Annotated in this window: 18 protein-coding genes and 1 pseudogene; 4 read left to right on the top strand and 15 right to left on the bottom strand. The window is 64.2% G+C overall.

Going from position 1 to position 18,382, the window contains the following annotated elements; all coding sequences use genetic code 11:
- Nucleotides 1-64: 64 nt before the first annotated feature.
- Nucleotides 65-337 carry a hypothetical protein gene (locus V5B44_RS14940; protein WP_332359803.1) on the bottom strand — a complete coding sequence of 91 codons (273 nt, stop codon included), beginning with the start codon at nt 335-337 and terminating at the stop codon, nt 65-67.
- A 448-nt stretch (nt 338-785) separates the two neighbouring features.
- Here V5B44_RS14940 and V5B44_RS14935 point away from each other — a divergent pair, with 448 nt between their 5' ends.
- Nucleotides 786-3,527, top strand: coding sequence for a M16 family metallopeptidase (locus V5B44_RS14935; RefSeq protein WP_332359801.1), 2,742 nt, complete (start codon nt 786-788; stop codon nt 3,525-3,527).
- A 100-nt stretch (nt 3,528-3,627) separates the two neighbouring features.
- Here the strand turns inward: V5B44_RS14935 and mscL are convergent, their stop codons facing one another.
- From mscL to V5B44_RS14920, 3 genes and pseudogenes are all read right to left on the bottom strand, one after another.
- Nucleotides 3,628-4,062: a large conductance mechanosensitive channel protein MscL gene (gene mscL, locus V5B44_RS14930; protein ID WP_332359800.1), complete on the bottom strand. Its 435-nt coding sequence runs from the start codon at nt 4,060-4,062 to the stop codon at nt 3,628-3,630.
- Between the two features lie 92 nt (nt 4,063-4,154).
- Nucleotides 4,155-5,113 (bottom strand): annotated as a pseudogene (locus V5B44_RS14925) (aminotransferase class I/II-fold pyridoxal phosphate-dependent enzyme).
- Nucleotides 5,050-5,322, bottom strand: coding sequence for a hypothetical protein (locus V5B44_RS14920; RefSeq protein WP_332359799.1), 273 nt, complete (start codon nt 5,320-5,322; stop codon nt 5,050-5,052). The pseudogene V5B44_RS14925 and the gene V5B44_RS14920 overlap by 64 nt, the downstream one beginning before the upstream one ends.
- Before the next feature lie 414 nt (nt 5,323-5,736).
- Here V5B44_RS14920 and V5B44_RS14915 point away from each other — a divergent pair, with 414 nt between their 5' ends.
- Together V5B44_RS14915 and V5B44_RS14910 are read left to right on the top strand one after the other, a co-directional pair.
- Nucleotides 5,737-6,243, top strand: coding sequence for a hypothetical protein (locus tag V5B44_RS14915; RefSeq protein WP_332359798.1), 507 nt, complete (start codon nt 5,737-5,739; stop codon nt 6,241-6,243).
- A 271-nt stretch (nt 6,244-6,514) separates the two neighbouring features.
- On the top strand, nt 6,515-6,646 hold the full coding sequence (locus V5B44_RS14910; protein ID WP_332359797.1) for a hypothetical protein: 132 nt from the start codon (nt 6,515-6,517) through the stop codon (nt 6,644-6,646).
- A 38-nt stretch (nt 6,647-6,684) separates the two neighbouring features.
- Here V5B44_RS14910 and V5B44_RS14905 read toward each other — a convergent pair whose 3' ends face one another.
- Entirely contained in the window at nt 6,685-6,933 is a 249-nt protein-coding gene (locus V5B44_RS14905) for a GlsB/YeaQ/YmgE family stress response membrane protein (protein WP_332359796.1), read from the bottom strand.
- Nucleotides 6,934-7,066: 133 nt separating this feature from the next.
- Nucleotides 7,067-7,579, bottom strand: a complete 513-nt coding sequence (gene lysM, locus V5B44_RS14900) for a peptidoglycan-binding protein LysM (RefSeq protein WP_332359795.1) — start codon at nt 7,577-7,579, stop codon at nt 7,067-7,069.
- A gap of 421 nt (nt 7,580-8,000) precedes the next feature.
- Between lysM and V5B44_RS14895 the strand changes: the two genes are divergently transcribed.
- Complete coding sequence (locus V5B44_RS14895) at nt 8,001-9,866, top strand: bifunctional metallophosphatase/5'-nucleotidase (protein WP_332359794.1); 1,866 nt, start codon at nt 8,001-8,003, stop codon at nt 9,864-9,866.
- Nucleotides 9,867-9,888: 22 nt separating this feature from the next.
- Here V5B44_RS14895 and V5B44_RS14890 read toward each other — a convergent pair whose 3' ends face one another.
- The 9 genes from V5B44_RS14890 to rsxC all read right to left on the bottom strand — a co-directional run bounded on the left by V5B44_RS14890 (nt 9,889) and on the right by rsxC (nt 18,381).
- Complete coding sequence (locus V5B44_RS14890) at nt 9,889-11,058, bottom strand: vWA domain-containing protein (protein WP_332359793.1); 1,170 nt, start codon at nt 11,056-11,058, stop codon at nt 9,889-9,891.
- Between the two features lie 19 nt (nt 11,059-11,077).
- A complete protein-coding gene (locus V5B44_RS14885) occupies nt 11,078-11,920 on the bottom strand; it encodes an AAA family ATPase (protein ID WP_287635325.1) in 843 nt (280 codons plus the stop codon).
- A 103-nt stretch (nt 11,921-12,023) separates the two neighbouring features.
- Complete coding sequence (locus tag V5B44_RS14880; RefSeq protein WP_332359792.1) at nt 12,024-12,461, bottom strand: DUF1841 family protein; 438 nt, start codon at nt 12,459-12,461, stop codon at nt 12,024-12,026.
- Nucleotides 12,454-13,560 carry an FIST C-terminal domain-containing protein gene (locus V5B44_RS14875; RefSeq protein ID WP_332359791.1) on the bottom strand — a complete coding sequence of 369 codons (1,107 nt, stop codon included), beginning with the start codon at nt 13,558-13,560 and terminating at the stop codon, nt 12,454-12,456. The genes V5B44_RS14880 and V5B44_RS14875 overlap by 8 nt, the downstream gene beginning before the upstream one ends.
- A complete protein-coding gene (gene nth, locus V5B44_RS14870; RefSeq protein WP_332360053.1) occupies nt 13,557-14,213 on the bottom strand; it encodes an endonuclease III in 657 nt (218 codons plus the stop codon). Before nth ends, V5B44_RS14875 begins: the two co-directional genes overlap by 4 nt.
- A 22-nt stretch (nt 14,214-14,235) precedes the next feature.
- The gene (locus V5B44_RS14865; RefSeq protein WP_332359790.1) at nt 14,236-14,934 is read right to left on the bottom strand and encodes an electron transport complex subunit E; all 699 of its coding nucleotides are present in this window, start codon (nt 14,932-14,934) and stop codon (nt 14,236-14,238) included.
- A complete protein-coding gene (gene rsxG / locus V5B44_RS14860) occupies nt 14,931-15,602 on the bottom strand; it encodes an electron transport complex subunit RsxG (RefSeq protein WP_332359789.1) in 672 nt (223 codons plus the stop codon). The genes V5B44_RS14865 and rsxG overlap by 4 nt, the downstream gene beginning before the upstream one ends.
- A complete protein-coding gene (locus V5B44_RS14855; protein ID WP_332359788.1) occupies nt 15,599-16,624 on the bottom strand; it encodes an RnfABCDGE type electron transport complex subunit D in 1,026 nt (341 codons plus the stop codon). Before V5B44_RS14855 ends, rsxG begins: the two co-directional genes overlap by 4 nt.
- Nucleotides 16,621-18,381, bottom strand: coding sequence for an electron transport complex subunit RsxC (gene rsxC / locus V5B44_RS14850; RefSeq protein WP_332359787.1), 1,761 nt, complete (start codon nt 18,379-18,381; stop codon nt 16,621-16,623). Before rsxC ends, V5B44_RS14855 begins: the two co-directional genes overlap by 4 nt.
- Nucleotide 18,382: the final 1 nt, after the last annotated feature.

The following is an 18,382-nucleotide window of genomic DNA, read 5'->3' as shown; positions in this document are numbered from 1 at the left end:
GAATGACAACGAGGATCATCATTGCCAGGCAGAAATTCTCCAGGCTGTGAGGATCCTCTCAGGCTTACTTCTCGTTTTCGAGCCCCCTGGCGGTGATCTCCTGGTACAGCCTCATCATTTTTGACGCGAGTTCGTGGTATTCCGGGTGTCGGTCCAGGAGGGGCTTGAGATCTTCCGAATCGGCAAACACGCGCTCCAGAAAAGCAATGTCCATGTCGTCGAGCCGCCCGCCCGCATCGACCTTTGCCTTCAGGTCGAGGGCTCGCGGCAGCCGCTCTTTTTCCAGGCGCTCGAAAATAACTGTCGCCACACCGGTGTCATTCGCTTCCTGATTCATTGCTCGCTCCTCCTGGGGTTTTGTTTGACGCCGACTTGACGGGCGATCTGCCGGCGGCGTGTTGCGGGGTTAGTGACGCGACTTCAACCGTAGATAATGCCAGTACCCGCGAGGGAAAGGCAATAGACATCCACGCCGCTTCGAGAGACCACTGCTCCGGTCCCCGTTCGGACGATCACTGGCCGACAGATCACAGGCCGTTACACAAGGAAGACAGAGACACCACAGCTCAACGGCGCCGGCTTGGCTATCATCTGTTCCGTCGCTGCCACGCTCTCCCCACCCCTCCCCTCTCGCGTGACAGTGACGGCTTCACCCGGCCCGCCCAGCCCTCCCTCTGCGCGGGCCGTTTCTATTCTGGCAGCGTATGATCTGCCCGCCTGCAGCTTGCAGCAACGCAGCAAGCAGGTCGTTTTCGGCAACCTGGGGATCGTATGGAGTGGTGGCAATGAAGCGATGGATGAAGACTCTGGTCTGGGTGCTGTCGTGGCTCGCGCTAGCCTTCGCACCGACGGGTGCCTCTGCCCGACCGGCTGTACCGACGATGCTGCCCAGCGGCATCGAAAAGCTGTCAACGGTCGAGGGCATCAGTGAGTACCGACTGGCCAATGGCCTGCGCTTCATCCTTTTCGCCGATGCGGCCAAGCCGACCGCCACCGTCAATGTCACCTATCTGGTCGGTTCCCGCCATGAAAATTATGGCGAGACCGGCATGGCCCATCTCCTCGAACATCTGATCTTCAAGGGGTCGAAGCGTTTCCCCGACCCGACCCGGCAATTCCAGGCGCGCGGATTCGAGATCAACGGCACGACCTGGCTCGATCGGACGAATTACTATCTCACCTTTCCCGCCAGTGACGACAACCTCAAGTGGGCGCTGTCCTGGAGCGCCGACGCGATGGTCAATTCCTTCATCGCCCGGAAAGACCTCGAGAGCGAAATGAGCGTCGTTCGCAATGAATTCGAGATGGGAGAGAACGAGCCGGCGAGCGTGATGTTCAAGCGGCTGCAGTCAATGCTTTTCGACTGGCACAACTATGGCAACAACACGATCGGCGCCCGTAGCGACATCGAGAACGTCCGGATCGAGAACCTGCAGGCTTTCTACCGGAAGTACTACCAGCCGGACAACGCGGTCCTGACGGTGGCTGGCAAGTTCGATGAACAGGAAACGCTCAACTGGATTGTCGCCACCTTTGGCAAGCTGCCACGGCCGAGCCGTACACTACCGGAACATTGGACACAGGAGCCAACGGCCGATGGCGAGCGCCAGTTCGTGCTGCGACGCAAGGGCGAAGTGCAGCTCGTGACCGTGGCCTATCGGACACCGTCCAGCCTGCACGCCGACGCCGACGCCATCGGCATGGCGGCCGAGATCCTCGGTGACACGCCAAATGGTCGCCTCTACCGTGCGCTGGTCCAGCCGGGACTGGCGTCACAGGTTTTCGCGTACACGATCAATACGCGCGAGCCTGGCTTCGTGGTCTTTGGCGCCGTGGTCAACAAGGGCGCAGCACTGGAGCCGGTTCGCGACCGGATGATCGAGGTGGTCGAGGGCGGTTTTTCGCGCCAGGGCACGACGGCCAGCGAACTCGGTCGCGCACTCGAGCAGGCGCGCACGGCCTATGAGCGCGCACTGGCTGACCCGGAAGCGTTCGCGGTGACGCTTTCCGAGTACATCGCGCTCGGCGACTGGCGACTCTTCTTCTACGCCCGTGATCAACTGGACCGGATCAAGGCCGAGCAGCTTGACGCTGCCGCCGGCAGGTACCTGGTACGCGACAATCGTGTGCTCGGCACCTTCATCCCCGACGATTCGCCGCAGCGTGCCGTGCTTCCCCAGGCGCCGACTGCGGCGCAGTTGCTGGCCGATTTCAAGCCAGAGGAAAAAGGCGATACCGGCGAGGCCTTCGACCCGTCTTACGACAACCTGGAGCGACGCACGCGGCTGCAAACCTTCGCTGACCTCAAGGTTGCGCTGTTGCCGAAAAGGAACCGCGGGCAGACCGTCAACGTGGCGATGCGCTTTCGCTGGGGCGATGAGAGCTCACTGAAGGACCGCAAGCTCAGCGGCGCGCTCGCGATGTCCATGCTCACCCGCGGCACCGACCGCCTGAACCGCCAGCAGATAGCCGACGAGATCACCCGCCTGAAGATCCGGGGCGGCCTGACTCAGTTTGAAACGACGCGGGACAAATTGCCAGAAGCGCTTGGGCTGGTTGCCCAGATGTTCCGCGACGCCAGCTTCCCGCCGGAGGAGTTCGAAGAACTGCGGCGCGAGTACCTGACGAACCTCCAGTCCCAGCTCGACAGTCCCGAAGAACTGTCGAGCGACGCCCTGAACGCATATTTCAACCGCTACCCGCCTGCTGATCCTCGTTACCACTCAACGCTGCCAGAACGTATTCAACATCTGCGCCAGGTCACCCTTGACGACGTGATCAGCTATCGGCGCGATCTGATCGGAACCGCCCGTGGCGAAATCGCGATCGTCGGTGACTTCGATGAGAAGCTGATCGAGGATGAGTTGCGCCGGCTGTTTCCCGGGAATACCTCAAGGTCGGACTATCAGCGCCTTGACCGGGAATACGGCCACGTGGCGCCGCGACGGCTGGTGATCGACACGCCGGATAAGGAGAATGCCTTCCTGCGCGCACGTCTCGATTTCACGCTGCGCGATGACGACGCCGACGCACCGGCGCTCTACGTCGCCAACCATATCTTCGGCGGCAGCAGCGGACTCAGCAGCCGACTGCTGGATCGTCTGCGGCAGAAGGAGGGGCTCAGCTACAGCGCCGGATCGAGCTTGTCGATGGGTAGTCGCCAGCGGCTGTCAAGCTGGACGGTTGCGGCCATGGTTGCGCCGCAGAACGCCGCCCGCGCCGAGCAGGCCTTCCTGGAAGAAGTGCGGCGAGTCCGCAGCGACGGCTTCACGGCCAGCGAGGTTGCCGAGGCCAAGAAGGGGATTGTCGAAGCACGCGCTGTCGCGCGCTCGCAGGACAGCGCAGTCGCCGCGCGCTGGATATCTTTTCTCGACCTCGACCGCAACTGGCAGTTTTCCCGGGACTTCGAGGCCAAAGTGCTGGCGGTCAGCCCCGAGCAGGTCAGCGCTGCTTTCCGCAAGTACATCGATCCCGATCAACTGACGTTGGTGATTGCGGGCGACACCGGCAAGGGACTCGGCAAGTGACCACCCCAGGTCGCGCGACGGCCCGACTCGCTGGCTTGTACGGATACTGGAACGGCGCCACGCAACTGAACGCCATTCACTGACCCACCCGGAACGGGCGCTACTTTTTCAGGCTGTCGCGAATCTCGCGCAGCAACAGCACTTCCTCGGCTGCCTCCGGCTCCGGTGCTGGCGCAGGGGCCGGCTCGCTCCGCTTCAGGCGATTCATCTGCTTGATCATCATGAAAATGATGAAGGCAAGGATGATGAAATTGACCAGGATGGTGAGGAAGTTGCCGTAGGCAAAAACCGGCACCTGCGCCTTCCTGAGCGCATCGAGGTTCCTGACGGTGCCTTCGGGGATGGTGCCGAGGACCAGGAACATCCCTGAGAAATCCAGCTTGCCACCCATGACCCAGGCGATGAAGGGCATGATCAGGTCAGCCACCACCGAATCGACAATCCTGCCGAAAGCACCGCCGATGATCACGCCAACGGCGAGATCCATGACGTTGCCCTTCATGGCAAACTCTTTGAACTCCTGCATCATGCTCATGACGTCTCCTTCAACGGGTGATTGGCAATGCCTGGACTGTCTATCCGGACCGGCGCGCGATTATAGGTGCAAGGCGAGTCGCTGTGAAGCCCTTACAGACGCCGCAGCTTTTCACCGGCGGCGGCCAGTGTCGCTTCCTGCTTGGCGAAACAGAAACGCACGACGCGGTCGTCCCGACCATCGTGGTTGAACACGGACACCGGAATCACCGCCACGCCGGCCTCGCGGGTCAGCCAGCGGGCAAACTCGCGGTCAGGCAGATCGGAATCGCGCTGTAACGCGCCAGTTGAAAGTAGGTACCGCGACAGGCCAGCAACTCGAAGCGCGAGCCGCGCAACTGGCTGCGGAAGAACTCGCGCTTGCCCTGGTAGAACGCCGCCAGGCCGAGGTGGCGCGAGGCGTCGCGCATGTACTCGGCGATCCCCAACTGGCACGGCGTATTGACCGTAAACACGTTGAACTGATGGACCTTGCGGAACTCGCTCATCAGTTCGCGAAGGCCCCAGCACGTAGCCGACTTTCCAGCCGGTGATGTGATAGGTCTTGCCGAACGACGAGACGACGATGCTGCGCGCCGCCAGTTCCGGATGGGCAGCGACGCTCTGGTGCTGCGCCCGTCGAAAACGATGTGTTCGTAGACCTCGTCGGAAAGCACGACGATATCGGTATCGCGCGTCAGCTCGGCCAGCGCGCCAGATCGTCGGCTCGAGCAGGCTGCCGGTCGGGTTGTGCGGCGAGTTGATGATGATCATCCGCGTGCGCGGGCTGAGCAGCGAGCGCAGCTGCTCCCAGTCGGGCCGGTAATCCGGGAAGCGCAGCGTGGCGTAGACCGCCTTGCCACCGACCGTCTCGATCGCCGGCACGTAGCTGTCGTAGACCGGCTCGAAAACGATCACCTCGTCGCCACTGCGCACGAACGCGGCAATGGCGGTGAAGATGCCTGCGTCGCACCGGCGGTGACGGTGATTTCGCTGTCGACGTCGTACTCTACGCCATAGAGCGCTGCGACCTTGTCGGCGATCGCCGCGCGCAATTCGGCCACACCGGCCATCGGCGGATACTGGTTTCGCCCGCGCATCGCATGGCCAGCGTGGCGTCGAAGAGCGCCGGCTCGGCCTGGAAATCAGGAAAGCCCTGCGACAGGTTGATCGCGCCGCAGTCGGCGGCGAGCTTCGACATCACGGTGAAGATGGTGGTCCCGACCCAGGGCAGCTTGGAGTCGATGACGACGGACGACGGGTGCATGGCGATCCGCGCCAAACGCGGTGGAGGAGTGAGGGAGCGCCTAGTTTAGGGGCGCCTTGATGCGGAAACAAGGCGGATGCTCCTTGCTGGTCGGCCGGCGGGCCGGCAGGCGACAAGCCAATCTGCTACCATTGCCGGACAGCTGGTGAATGGTTGGCCAGCAAGCGTGATCCTCGCTGCCATTCCCGAGCCAGCGGGAAGAGGGGTTCCTGGCGCTGCAGCCGTTGTTCACAGCCGCTCCGAAGCATCATCTTCGTGCCTGCTACCAACTTCATGGCCCCGATCGCCGCGCCCCGCGCAGCCTTGCGGCACTGCTGCTGAGCCTGTCGCTCTGCCTGGGCAGCAACACAGCCTGCGGCGCCCGCACTGCCGGCGCTCGGCGCCGATCTGAGCGAGCTGACGGTCTCCGGGGTTTCTTCGGGCGCCTACATGGCGGTGCAGTTCCAGGTCGCGCACTCGAAGCTGGTGCGCGGCGCCGGCGTACTCGCCGGCGGACCGTATTACTGCGCCGAAGGATCGACCGGCGTGCGCTCACCGTTGCATGTCGCCCTCTTCGTGGGCGCCACTGCCGACCGTCGCCGAACTGCGCCGCCCAGCGCCGAAGCGATCGCGCGGGCGGGCCGCATCGATCCCCTGGAGCATCTGCGCGACGACCGCGTGTGGCTGCTGTCCGGCGGCAAGGACGAGCGTCGTAGACACCGCGGTGTCGAGAGCTGGCCGCTTTCTATGGCGAATGGCTTGCCCCGGCCGCGATTCGCTTTCGTCAAGGTGCCCGAGGCCGCGCACGCCATGATCTCGGTCGCCGACCCGCAGGCCGCGCCTGCAGCAGCGCCCGGGCGCCGTTCATCAACCGCTGTGGCGATCTCGATCCAGCCGGCGAAATGCTCACGCACCTGCTTGGCCCGCTGCAGCCCCCGCACCGCCCGCGCGCGGTGAGCCGCTGGTTTTCGACCAGCGGCCTTTCGTCGATGGCAAGCCGATCGATGCCGGGACTCGCCGACGAGGCTTACGTCTATGTGCCGCAGGCCTGCCGCAGCAGCGCCTGCCGGGTGCATGTCGCCTTCCACGGCTGCCGTCAGAGCGCGGCGCAGATCGGGCGACGCTTCGTCGATGGCGCCGGCTACAACGCCTGGGCCGACAACAACCGCATCGTCGTCCTCTACCCGCAGACCATTCCGCGCCACGGCCTGGCGTTCGGCTCGTGGAAGTGGGTAAACAACCCCTTTGCCTGCTGGGACTGGTGGGGCTATTCGGGAGCGACTACCACACGCGCGATGGCCTGCAGATCAAGGCCGTGCGCGCCATGGTCGAGCGCCTTGCCGCCCCTCGCCAGCCGTAGGGCCCCCGGGACCGTGCGACGGCAGGAAGCCGGCGCGGCTAGGACCCGCCGCGAATCTTGCCGTAGATCACCAGGAGGATCACCGCCATGATCACGGAGGCGATGAATCCGGCCCCTTCCCCGGCCTGGTACCAGCCGAAAAACTGACCAACCACGCCGGCGCACAGGGAACCGCCGATTCCGAGCAGAACGGTGACGATGAATCCCATGTTCTGCCTACCCGGAAGCAGAAGTTTGGCGATCACGCCGATTACAAAGCCAAGAACGATTGTCCAGACGATTCCCATCGCCAACTCCCAGTAAAAGTACCGCCCCCGAAACGGCCGGCCACGAGTTCTGCAAGCCGGTGACCTGCCCCCTTCACCGCCTTGCCGGCCACCCCTGCGGACGAGGAGATTCAGCCCACAGGGACGAAACTCTCTACAGCGGCGGAATGCGCAGCACCTGCCCGGGATAGATCTTGTCCGGGTGGCTGAGCATCGGCTTGTTGGCCTCGAAGATCAGCATGTACTTGTTCGGGTTGTCGTAGTGCTGCTTGGCTATCTTCGACAGGTTGTCACCCGAAACGACCGTGTAGAAGGTCGCCTCCGGTTCGCTCTGGTCGACCGACATCATGTCGTTGACCTGGGACACGCCGGTGACGTTGCCACAGCACAAGAGGATCTTTTCCTTGCTCGCCTGGTCGCCGGCGACGCCGAATACCGTCGCCACGCCACTGGCGCCGTCGAAGGTCACCGTCAGACCGGTCACCGGCAGGGCCTGGGTATTGATGTACGCCTCGATCGCTTCGCTGGCAGTACGGTTCAACTCGTCAAGGCGCGCTTTCGCCGCCTCGTCATCCGGAGCACTGGCAAGCTCGGCTGACGCGGCCTCTGCATCCTTGGCACGAAAGAGTTTCTCGCCTGCTTCCTTGACGAAATCAAAAAACCCCATCTTGTCTCCTCCTCAAAAAGGCGGCGCTGGCTGGCACCGAAAATCCCCACGGCGCTGCCGTCATCGGCAGGCCAGCGCGAGTCTAGCAGTTCCCGGGGGATTCACAAAGACAGCAAGCCGTGAGCAGCATGGGCCCTGGCGGCGATCCGCCGGCAAGGCTTCGACCGCCCGAACCAGGGCCGCCAAGCGTTACCGGTGATTCCGAGTACTTTACCAGGGCAACTTTCCGCCACGCCCGTGCCGGCCCGGCGCGCTTCCCCCCTTCATGGAAAGAAATTCCTTGGCCAGCAACTGCCCTCTTTCTGGGAATTCGACGATGTTCTTTCTTGGCAATGACCCAAGGGCGTCGGCTGCGTTTATGCTGTGCAGTCTCGAGTACACCTTTCGCCAACTCCCCAGACTCTTCTTCGGAGCTGCTCCCATGCGCAAAACCTCCTGCTCCAGCGTCCTGCCGGCCGGCGTCGCCTTGGCGCTTGCCCTGACCGCCTGCCATTCGCCACCCCTGCCGCCACCCATCCCGGTAGCTGGCCTGGAAATCAGTATCGCCCATATCAACGACCACCATTCCAACCTCGAACCCCACCGGGATTTCGAACTGGTGCTCGATGGCGTCCCGACACGCGTCGAGGCCGGCGGTTTTCCCCGTCTGACGACCCTTTTCAGGGCCAGTGCCCAACTCCCCAATCTGCTGAAGATTCACGCCGGTGACGCGATGACCGGCACGCTCTACCACACCCTCTACAACGGCGAGGCCGATGCGGCTCTGATGAACACGGTCTGCTTCGACGCTTTCGAACTCGGCAACCACGAGTTCGACGAGGGTGACGCGGGCCTGCGGCGCTTTCTCGATCTCCTGCGCAGCGGCCAGTGCCGGACGACCGTTCTGGCCGCCAACGTCGCGCCGGCAATTGGCTCGCCGCTGGCGCCACGGACCCCGAATGACTACCTTCAACCCTATCTGCTGAAGCAGTTCGGCGCCGTCACGGTCGGCATCATCGGCATCGAGGTGAGCGGGAAGACGATGAACTCTTCACGGCCGCTGCCCGGCACCCGCTTCCTCGACGAGGTCGATACCGCCCAGCAAACCATCGACGCCCTGCGCGCCCGGGGCATCCGTCACATCATCCTGGTTACCCATCAGGGCTACGACGCTGACCTGGCGATGGCCGCCCGGCTGACCGACGTCGACGCGATCATCGGTGGCGATTCGCATACGCTGCTCGGCGATTTCTCGGCCATCGGCATCACCTCGTCCTCGGGTCCGTATCCCACCGTGGCCCGCAACCGCGACGGCGATCCGGTCTGCATCGCCCAGGCGTGGGAGTATGCCAAGCTCTTCGGCCTGTTGCAGGTGCGCTTCAACGACCGGGGGGCGGTGGCTAGCTGCAGCGGCGAGGTAACGCTGCCGATTGGCGATGACTTCCGTCAGAAGGATGGCAGCGGCGCCTTCGTTGCGGTGGACGCGGCACAGCGGGCGCGGATTCTCGGCCAGCTCAGCGGCTCCGGCGCCCGTGTCGTTGCGCCGGACCCGATTGCCCAGGCTGAACTCGCGCGCTACGCCGGCCGCCTCGATGACATGAAGCGGCAGAAGATCGGTATCGCCAGCCAATCGCTTTGTCTCGTTCGCGTCCCCGGCGAATCGACCAACCGCAGCAGCGGTGTCGCCGGCTGCGAGGAAGCCAACACGCTGGCCCGCGGCAGCGACGTTGCCCAGGCCGTTGCGGAAGCCTACCGCCAGGCCAGCAAACTCGCCGACATCGCCCTGCAGAACGGCGGCGGCATCCGCACCCCCTTGCCCCAGGGCGATATCACCTTCAGTACCGCCTACACGGTTCTCCCCTACACCAACGTTCTCTTCGAGCTGCAACTGACCGGCCGCCAGCTCGTCGAGGTGCTCGAGGATGCGGTCGGCAATTACCTCGACCGCGGCGGATCGGACGGATCGCATCCCTACGCCGCTGGCCTGCGTTGGCAGCTCGACCTGTCGCAGGCGCGCGGCAGCCGTTTCAGCGGCGTCGAAGTGAAGCGCAAGGGAAGCGACGTCTGGCGTGCGGTCGAGCCGGACGCAAGCTACACCGTGGTCACCAGCGACTACCTGGCGGCCGGAGGCGACGGCTACGCGACGCTCGCCCGGGTCCACCAGGCCGGCAAGAGCGTGAACACCTATCTGAACTACACCCAGACCTTCGTCGACTACCTGCTGGCGCGTGGCACCGTGGCCCGACCATCAGCCAGCGAGTACAGCCACCAGCGCGTGATCACGCGTCAGGGCAAGCGGCTTCCGTGATCGCCACGAAAAAAAGGCGGCGCTACTTGCTCAGCAAGCGCATCCCCCGCGCCAGCCCGTCGAGCGTCAGCGGAAACATGCGGCCACCAAGCAGGTTGTAGATCAGCGAGGTCGATTGCCGGTACTGCCAGGAATGCTCCGATTCGGGGTTGAGCCAGATCGCGTGCGGCCAGGTGTCGGCCAGCCGGCGCAGCCAGGTGGCGCCGGGTTCGGCGTTGTTGAATTCGATGCTGCCGTTGGGCTGCACGAGCTCGTAAGGACTCATCGCGGCGTCACCGACGAAGATCAGCTTGTAGTCATTGCCGTACTTGTGCAGCACGTCAGGGGTGGGAATGCGCTCGCTATGGCGGCGCCGGTTGTCCTTCCACAGGTAGTCATAGACGCAGTTGTGGAAGTAATAGTGTTCAAGATGCTTGAACTCGCTGCGGCAGGCCGAGAAAAGCTCTTCACAGACGCGAATGTGATCGTCCATCGAGCCGCCGATGTCGAGAAAGAGCAGCACCTTGACCGCGTTGTGGCGTTCGGGGCGCATGTGCAGATCGAGCCAGCCGGCGTTACGCGCCGTGCCGGCGATGGTGCCTTCGAGATCGAGCTCTTCGGCTGCCCCCTCGCGGGCAAAACGGCGCAGGCGGCGCAGGGCGACCTTGATGTTGCGCGTGCCGAGCTCGACGCTGTCGTCGAGGTTGCGGTATTCGCGCTTTTCCCAGACCTTGACCGCCGAGCGGTTCTCGCTCCGGCCACCCACCCGGATCCCCTCGGGATGCGTCCCGCCGTGACCGAAGGGTGAAGTGCCGCCGCTGCCGATCCACTTGCTGCCACCCGAGTGGCGGTCCTTCTGCTCGGCCAGGCGCTGTTTGAAGGTTTCCATCAGCTTGTCCCAGCCGAGTTTCTCCAGCCTGGCGCGTTCGGCGTCGGTCAGGTGCTTCTTCACCGCCCGGCGCAGCCACTCTTCGGGGATCAGCACGTCCATCCCCGGCAGCGCCTCGACCCCTTTGAAGTATTCCCCGAAAGCGCGGTCAAACTTGTCGAAGTTGGTTTCGTCCTTGACCAGGATAGCCCGCGACAGGACGTAGAAGTCATCGAGACTGTACTCGATGACGTGCTGCTGCAGCGCTTCGAGCAGGGTGAGGAATTCCTTGATCGATACGGGCAGCCGGCTCGCCTTGAGGTGGAGAAAGAAGTCGATCAGCATCGTCGCTTCCGTCGCCGCCTCAGCGGTTGTGGCGGGCCATGAAAATCAGGCGCTCAAAGAGATGCACGTCCTGTTCGTTCTTCAGCAGCGCGCCGTGCAGCGGCGGGATGGCGGTCTTCTGGTCCTTGCTGCGCAGCGCTTCGGGCGGGATGTCCTCGGCCAGCAGCAGCTTGAGCCAGTCGAGCAGCTCCGAGGTCGAAGGCTTTTTCTTCAGACCCGGGATTTCGCGCAGTTCGAAGAACACTTCCAGCGCCTCGCGCAACAAGGCGGGCTTCAGGCCCGGGAAATGGACGTCGACGATCTTCGTCATCGTCTCCTTGTCGGGAAAGCGGATGTAATGGAAAAAGCAGCGCCGCAGGAAGGCGTCGGGCAGCTCCTTCTCGTTGTTCGAGGTGATGAAGAGCAGCGGCCGGTGGCGGGCGCGTACCTTCTGCCGGGTCTCGTAAACGAAGAACTCCATGCGGTCGAGTTCGCGCAGCAGGTCGTTGGGGAACTCGATGTCGGCCTTGTCGATCTCGTCGATCAAGACCACCGACGGCGTTTCACATTCGAACGCCTGCCAGAGGACGCCCTTGACGATGTAACTGCCGATGTCGGCGACCTTCGCCTCGCCAAGCTGCGAGTCCCGCAGGCGCGAGACGGCATCGTATTCGTAGAGACCCTGCTGCGCCTTGGTCGTCGACTTGACATGCCACTCGAACAGCGGCAATCCGAGCGAGGCGGCAACTTCCTCGGCCAGCATGGTCTTGCCGGTCCCCGGCTCACCCTTGATCAGCAGCGGTCGCTGCAGGGTGATCGCCGCATTGACGGCAAGGGTCAGGTCACGGGTGGCAACGTAAGTTTCAGAACCGGAGAAGCGCATGGGGTTGTTCCTCAGGAAGACCCCCTGATTCTACCCGCAAACACCGTCTTCAGCATTTGGTCTGCACCAGCCCGGCCTGACGTGCCGCCAGGGGAACGCCGAGTCAGTTGCTGGCACCACCCGCCGCCCGCCGAACACAGTCGAGGTAGGCCTGCGCATCCATCGCCGCACCATGCCGCTGCGCACGCCAGATCGTCTCGCCAAGGCACTCGATGATCGCGTGTTCGGCTGCATGTACGTCGAGTCGGTCGCGCAATGCCTGGTAGGCAGCGCGAATCCCCGGCGGCTGATCGATGCTGATCTGCTCGGCAACGGCCAGGTGCAGCGAGAGGTGGAGAAAGGGGTTCATCTGGCCGCTCTCGGGTGTGAACTCCTGCTCGACTGCCGTCGCTGCGTCTTCGAGCAACGCATGATACTCGGGGTGATGCACGATGAGGTCGGCGGCCGCCACCTCGGCGCCCTCGAGGATCGCCCGCTGGCGGTATTTTCGCCAGGCTTCGCAGAAGAACTGTCGGACCTGTTCGCGGCTAGGATTAAACATCGGCCTCCCGGGCTGAGCTGCTGATCAAGGCGGTGACGACGGCATTCTGCAGCAGCCGATTGCCGCCCGCCGGGCTGGGCGCGATCTGCCCGGTACCATAACAGCCAATCAGGGGCAAACCCGGAAAGCGCTTGCGCAGGCAATCGACGTCAGCGTCTTCGCCGCCATGGAAATAGGGGCCGCGGCCGAGGCAGGAAAAGAGCAGCGCGGCTTCCGGATCGGGTGCGGCGCGCGCCAGTTGGGCGACGCTGCGGTGCATGTCTTCGGTGGCCGTCGCCGGTGAGCGTATCGCCCAGGCCAGATGCTGGCCCGGCAACGGCCGCTCGGAGAGGGTCAGCGATTCGTCGGCGCTGCTGTCCACGATGGCGACCGGATGATGGCTGGCATCAAGGAGTTGTCCCGGTCGCGGCGAGGGATCGCCGGCGTTGATCAGGACCGCGCACAGCGTACTGATCGGCGGCGGCGCCACAAGGTCGTCATTGGCCGCCACGTCCCGCATCAAGCTGGCCAGCGCAAGCTTGCCACCCAGTCGGACGAGTTCGTAGGCGCGGCTGCTTTCGATCGCATGCGCCCGACCGAGAAATCGCCAACCGAGCGAAACATCGACCTCGACTCGCCCGCCCTGGAGCCGCACGCTGCATTTCCCGAGCAGCCGACCCTGCTGCCAGGCGACCGGCTCAACGGATCCGGGCGGGCCGGTAAAGCTGCCACCAAAGCGCCTCCCCCCCTCGGCCCAGCCAGGTGGCAGGCTGCCGCCGGCATAGCTCAGGATGGGCGCTGCAATGGTACGGCCGGCGTCCAATCCAGCCAGGGAAAGATCGTCGGCAAAGACCATCAGCGCGACGGCCGGCCGATCGAGCACCCAGCCACTGTCGGTGACCACGCCGGCAGCGACCCCCCCGACAACCTGCGTGCAGCGCGCCGCGCGCGCGACGGCGGTAACCGTCTGCTGCGCCTGACGCGAGAACTCCGCGGTGAGGAACATCAGCACGCTGCTGGCGTAACTTTGCCCGGCTTTTTCGAGCGCCAGGGCGAGCGCTTTCACCGCCAGTCCCGGCACCGCATCGTCGCCGGACACCAACGCGCTGCCAACGCTCATCCGCGCGCCGTCCCGCCGGGATCGTCGGCTTTCCCGGGGTAGGCACAGAGGTCGGCAATCGGGCAGCGCCAGCAATCAGGCCGGCGCGCCTTGCAGACGTAGCGCCCATGCAGGAGCAACCAGTGATGTGCCGATTGTCTGAACCCCTCCGGCACGACCTGCAGCAACTCGAGTTCGACCGCCAGAGGCGTCCTGCCGACGGCCAGGCCGGTGCGGTTGGCCACCCGGAAAATGTGCGTGTCGACGGCGATCGTCGGCTCTCCGAAAGCGGTATTGAGGACCACGTTGGCGGTCTTGCGGCCGACACCGGGCAAGGCCTCCAGCGCTGCACGCGACGGTGGAACCTCGCCGCCATGACGGTCGAGCAACTGCCGACAGGTGGCGATGACGTTCCGCGCCTTGCTCTGGTAAAGCCCGATGCGGCTGATGTACGGCGTCAGGCCGCTTTCGCCGAGCGCGAGCATGGCCTGTGGCGTTGGTGCGTCGGCAAAGAGCTTCCTGGTCGCCAGGTTGACGCTCTTGTCGGTCGCCTGCGCCGACAGGATGACGGCGATCAACAGCTGGAAAGCGCTGGCGTATTGGAGTTCGGTGACCGGATCCGGGTTGGCAGAACGCAGGCGGGCGAAGAGTTCGTGGCACTGGGCTTGAGTCATCATCGTCCGCTCAGCCAGCGTGTCAAACCCCGTCGGCAAGCACAGTCGGCGCTGCCGGGTGCTGGCCCGGCCCCGCCTGGCGCGCCGCGACGCGGGCTTCGACCCAGTTTTTCCAGGCTATGAGGCAGCCGAGCAGAATGAAGGCGCCTGGTGGCAGCAGGGTGAGCAGGAAGCCGGGATAGTCGGCCGGCAGCAACTGCAGCGGCTGCAAGCCCGGAAAGACCATGTCGATGCCGGCAAACAGCGTGCCGCCCCCGATCAGTTCGCGCAGACCTCCGAGCAAGGCCAGCGTCCACAACATGCCGACGCCCATGAAGACACCGTCGAGAAGCGATTGCAGCGGCGGGTTCTTGTTGGCGAAGGCCTCGATTCGCGCCAGCACGATACAGTTGGTGACAATCAGCGGGATGAAGATGCCGAGCACCAGATACAGCTCATGAAACTGCGCGTTGAAGACCAGGTCAACGACGGTCACCAGCGCGGCAACGATCAGGATGAACACCGGAATGCGAATTTCGTGCGGGATCAGGTTTCTCAGCGAGGCAACGGCCACATTGGCCACCGCCATGACGATGATCGTCGCCAGCGACAGCATCACACCATTGACCAGATTGGTGGTGACGGCCAGCAACGGGCATAGGCCGAGGATCTGCACCAGGCTGGTGTTCTGCTGCCAGACGCCATTGGCAGTGATCTGACGGAACGTCTCTCGACTGATCATGTGCTTCCTCCCTGACTGGATGCGAAGAGCTGCCGGTGATTCTCGGCGACATACTGCAGCGCCTTGTGCACGGCCTTGATCACGGCTCGCGGTGTCACCGTCGCGCCGGCAACTGAGTCGAAACGGCCGCCGTCCTTCCTGACTCGCCAGTCGCGATCAGCGACCGCCGCCAGCGACAAGCCATCAAACTGCCTGATCCACGGCCGTTCCTTGTTCCTGTCCTTCTTTGGCTCGATGTAGTCACCGAGACCAGGCGTCTCCTTGTGCTGTATGACGCGTACGCCGAGCAGAGTACCGTCGGCCGAGACGCCAAGCAGCAGGCGGATCTTTCCCGAGTAGCCGTCGGGCGCGACGGCCTCGAAGACCAGCGCAGTGACCTCGCCACCCTTTCGCGCCAGATAGGCGGTCGAGGCCTCGTCGAGTCCGAGCACGGCGCTCGGAGCAAGCTGCCGGCTGTCCTTGAGAACATCGTTATCGTAGAGCTCACGCGGCAGTACCTCGCCGATCAGCTTCATTTTTTCTTCTGCCGCGGCCGCTTCAATCGCCGGGCGGGTCCACAGGAAAGCAGCCGCCAGCAGGCTGGTGAAGGCGACGACAAAGATCAGCAGGATTACTGCCGTCCGCAACGCCATTCCGGCAGCGCTGGGCTGCTTGATCGACAGCCTCATCGTTGGTTCTTCATTCCGAAGATCGGCGGCTGCGTATACATGTCGATCAGCGGCACGCAGAGATTCATCAGCAGCACGGCGAAAGCCACACCGTCCGGATAGCCCCCGAAGACGCGTATCGTATAGGCCAGCAGACCCGCCAGAAAGCCGAAGATCAGCTTGCCCCTGCTGGTCGTGCAGCCTGACACCGGATCGGTCACGATGAAGAAGGCCCCGAGCATGGCACCGCCAGAGAACAGATGAAACAGCGGACTGGCAAAGCCTTGCGGATTCCACAACCACAAGGCGCCAGCGAGCAACGAGAGGCCGCAGATGAAACCCAGCGGCGCGTACCAGGTGATGATCCTTCTCTGCCACAGCCAGAGGCCACCGAGCAGATAGCCGGTCGTCACCCACTCCCAGCCACGACCGGCAAAGTTGCCGAAAACGTCCTGCGTCGCCAGTAGCGTCGGCACGTCGACCGTCCCCTCACCGAGCTTCAGGGCGGTCTTGATCGCATCGAGCGGGGTTGCGCCGCTCATCACGTCGATCCGGGGTGCCAGGCCGGCAATGATGCTGACCTGCTCGGCAAACGTCAGCTTGAGGCCGAGTGCGGGCCATTGCGACATCAGGGCCGGAAAGGAGACGATGCACGCGGCGAAGGCGACCATCGCCGGGTTGAACGGATTCTGGCCGAGCCCGCCGTAGAGGTGCTTGGCAACGACGATGGCGAAAAGCGTGCCGACGACGACCAACCACCACGGAGCAAGCGGCGGAAAGGTCAGCGCGATCAGCCAGGCAGTCACGATCGCGCTGCCGTCGCCGAGGAACAGGCTCAGCGGCTTGCCACGCAGCCTGAGCATCAGTGCCTCGCCGGCCAGTGCCGAGATCGTGGCGAGCGCCAGCTGCAGCAGAATGCTCGGGCCGACCAGCCAGACGTAGGCGGCGATCCCGGGCAACAGGCCGACCAGCACCTGTAGCATCACACGCCGCACGCTGGCCTGGCCATCGAGCAGATAGGGCGGCGTTGTCCAGTTCATCATTCGCCCGGACGCTCCTGGCTGGTCGCAGAGTCTGCCCGGCCGCCCTGAGCGGCCGCCGGTTCAGGCTTGAGCGCCGCCCGTCGCGCCTCGATGGCGGCGATCTCATTCTTTTGCTCGACAGTCAGCTGCTCGGTATTTCTTGGCTTCACCGCCTCGCGCTGGGCCCGGGCACGTTCCATCGCTGCCACGATGGTCGCCTTCCTGACCGTATCGGGATCGCTCGGCGAGACAGCCTCCGCACTCTCGGCAGCCGCGACTGGCTGGACGGGTTCCACCGTCGGCGGGAGCACCGCAGCGCTGGCCGGCGCCGGTTTCCGCTCGGAGCCCCTGGCGGCAGCAGCCTTGGCCAAGCGCTCGGCTTTCTCGGCCTGTTCACGCTCTTCGCGGGCATTGCGCAGTTCGAAACGGGCCTTGGCAGCATCTGCCGCCTGCTTTTCTCGCTCACGCGACCAGATTTCACTCTTGGCAAAGCGAAAGTATTGCACCAGGGGAATGTGCGAAGGGCAGACGTAACTGCAGCAGCCACATTCGATGCAGTCGAAGATGTGGTACTCCTGGGTCTTGCCGAAGTTCCTGGCGCGCGAGAACCAGTACAACTCGAAGGGCTGCAACTCGTGCGGACAGACCTCGGCGCAGGCGCCGCAACGGATGCACGGCATCTCGGGCGGGCTCGCCGGAAACAGCGCCGGCGAGCCGGCGATGAGGCAGTTCGTTGCCTTGACCACCGGCGCAGTGAGGTCGGGGATCTCGAAGCCCATCATCGGCCCGCCCATCAGATAGCGATCGGTGTCGGCCTTCGGTCTGCCGAGCGCGATCAGTTCGCGCATCGGTGTGCCTAGCCTCACTTCCCAGTTGCGCGGCTGCTCGATATTGCCGGTCAAGGTGACGATGCGCGAAATCACCGGCTCGCCATGGGCAAGTGCACGATAGGCCGTGTACACGGTGGCGACATTGAAGCACTGCACGCCGAGTTCGGTCGAGCGCTTGCTGGCCGGAACTTCCTTGCCGGTCAGTACACGGATCAACTGCTTGGCGCCGCCCGCCGGGTAACGGGTGGGAACGGCGACCACGGCATAGTCCTCGGCCAGCCGAAGCACCGCCTTGTTCATCGCCGAGATCGCTTCCGGCTTGTTGTCCTCGATACCGATCAGCACTCGCTTCGCGCCCAGCAGGTCGCGGAAGATGGCGATTCCACGCACGATCTCCTCGGCCCGCTCGCGCATCAACAGGTCATCGCAGGTCATGAACGGTTCGCACTCGGCACCATTGATGACGAGGTCCTGCATGGGCACCGCCCGCGCAGGAGTCAGCTTGGCGTGACTCGGAAAGGCGGCGCCGCCGAGGCCGACCACCCCGGCATCGCGCAGGATTTCGCGTACACGCTCGGGCGCCAGGCTGCGGTGATCGAGCGCCGTGCGGGGAATCCACTGGTCGCGGCCGTCGGGCTCGATGACCACACTCAGCGTCGGCAGGCCCGAGGGATGAGCGGCGACGTGCTCTTCGATGGCCAGCACGGTGCCGGAAGTCGGTGCATGTACGGCCGCCGACACCCAGCCGTCGGCGCCACCGATCAGCTGTCCCTTGAGTACGTGCTCACCGACAATGACCAGCGGATTGGGCGCACCGCCGATGCTTTGGTGCAGCGGTACAAACAGGCGCGACGGCAGTGGCGCCTGGCCAATCGGCAGTTGCACCGAAGGCGCCTTGTTGGTCTGCGGCTTCACTCCCCCCTTGAAGCCGAACAGTTGTGCCAGCATT

This window comes from Candidatus Accumulibacter necessarius (assembly GCF_036625085.1).
Note: the sequence above shows the minus strand (reverse complement) of the source record. Positions and strands in the feature narration are given on the sequence as shown.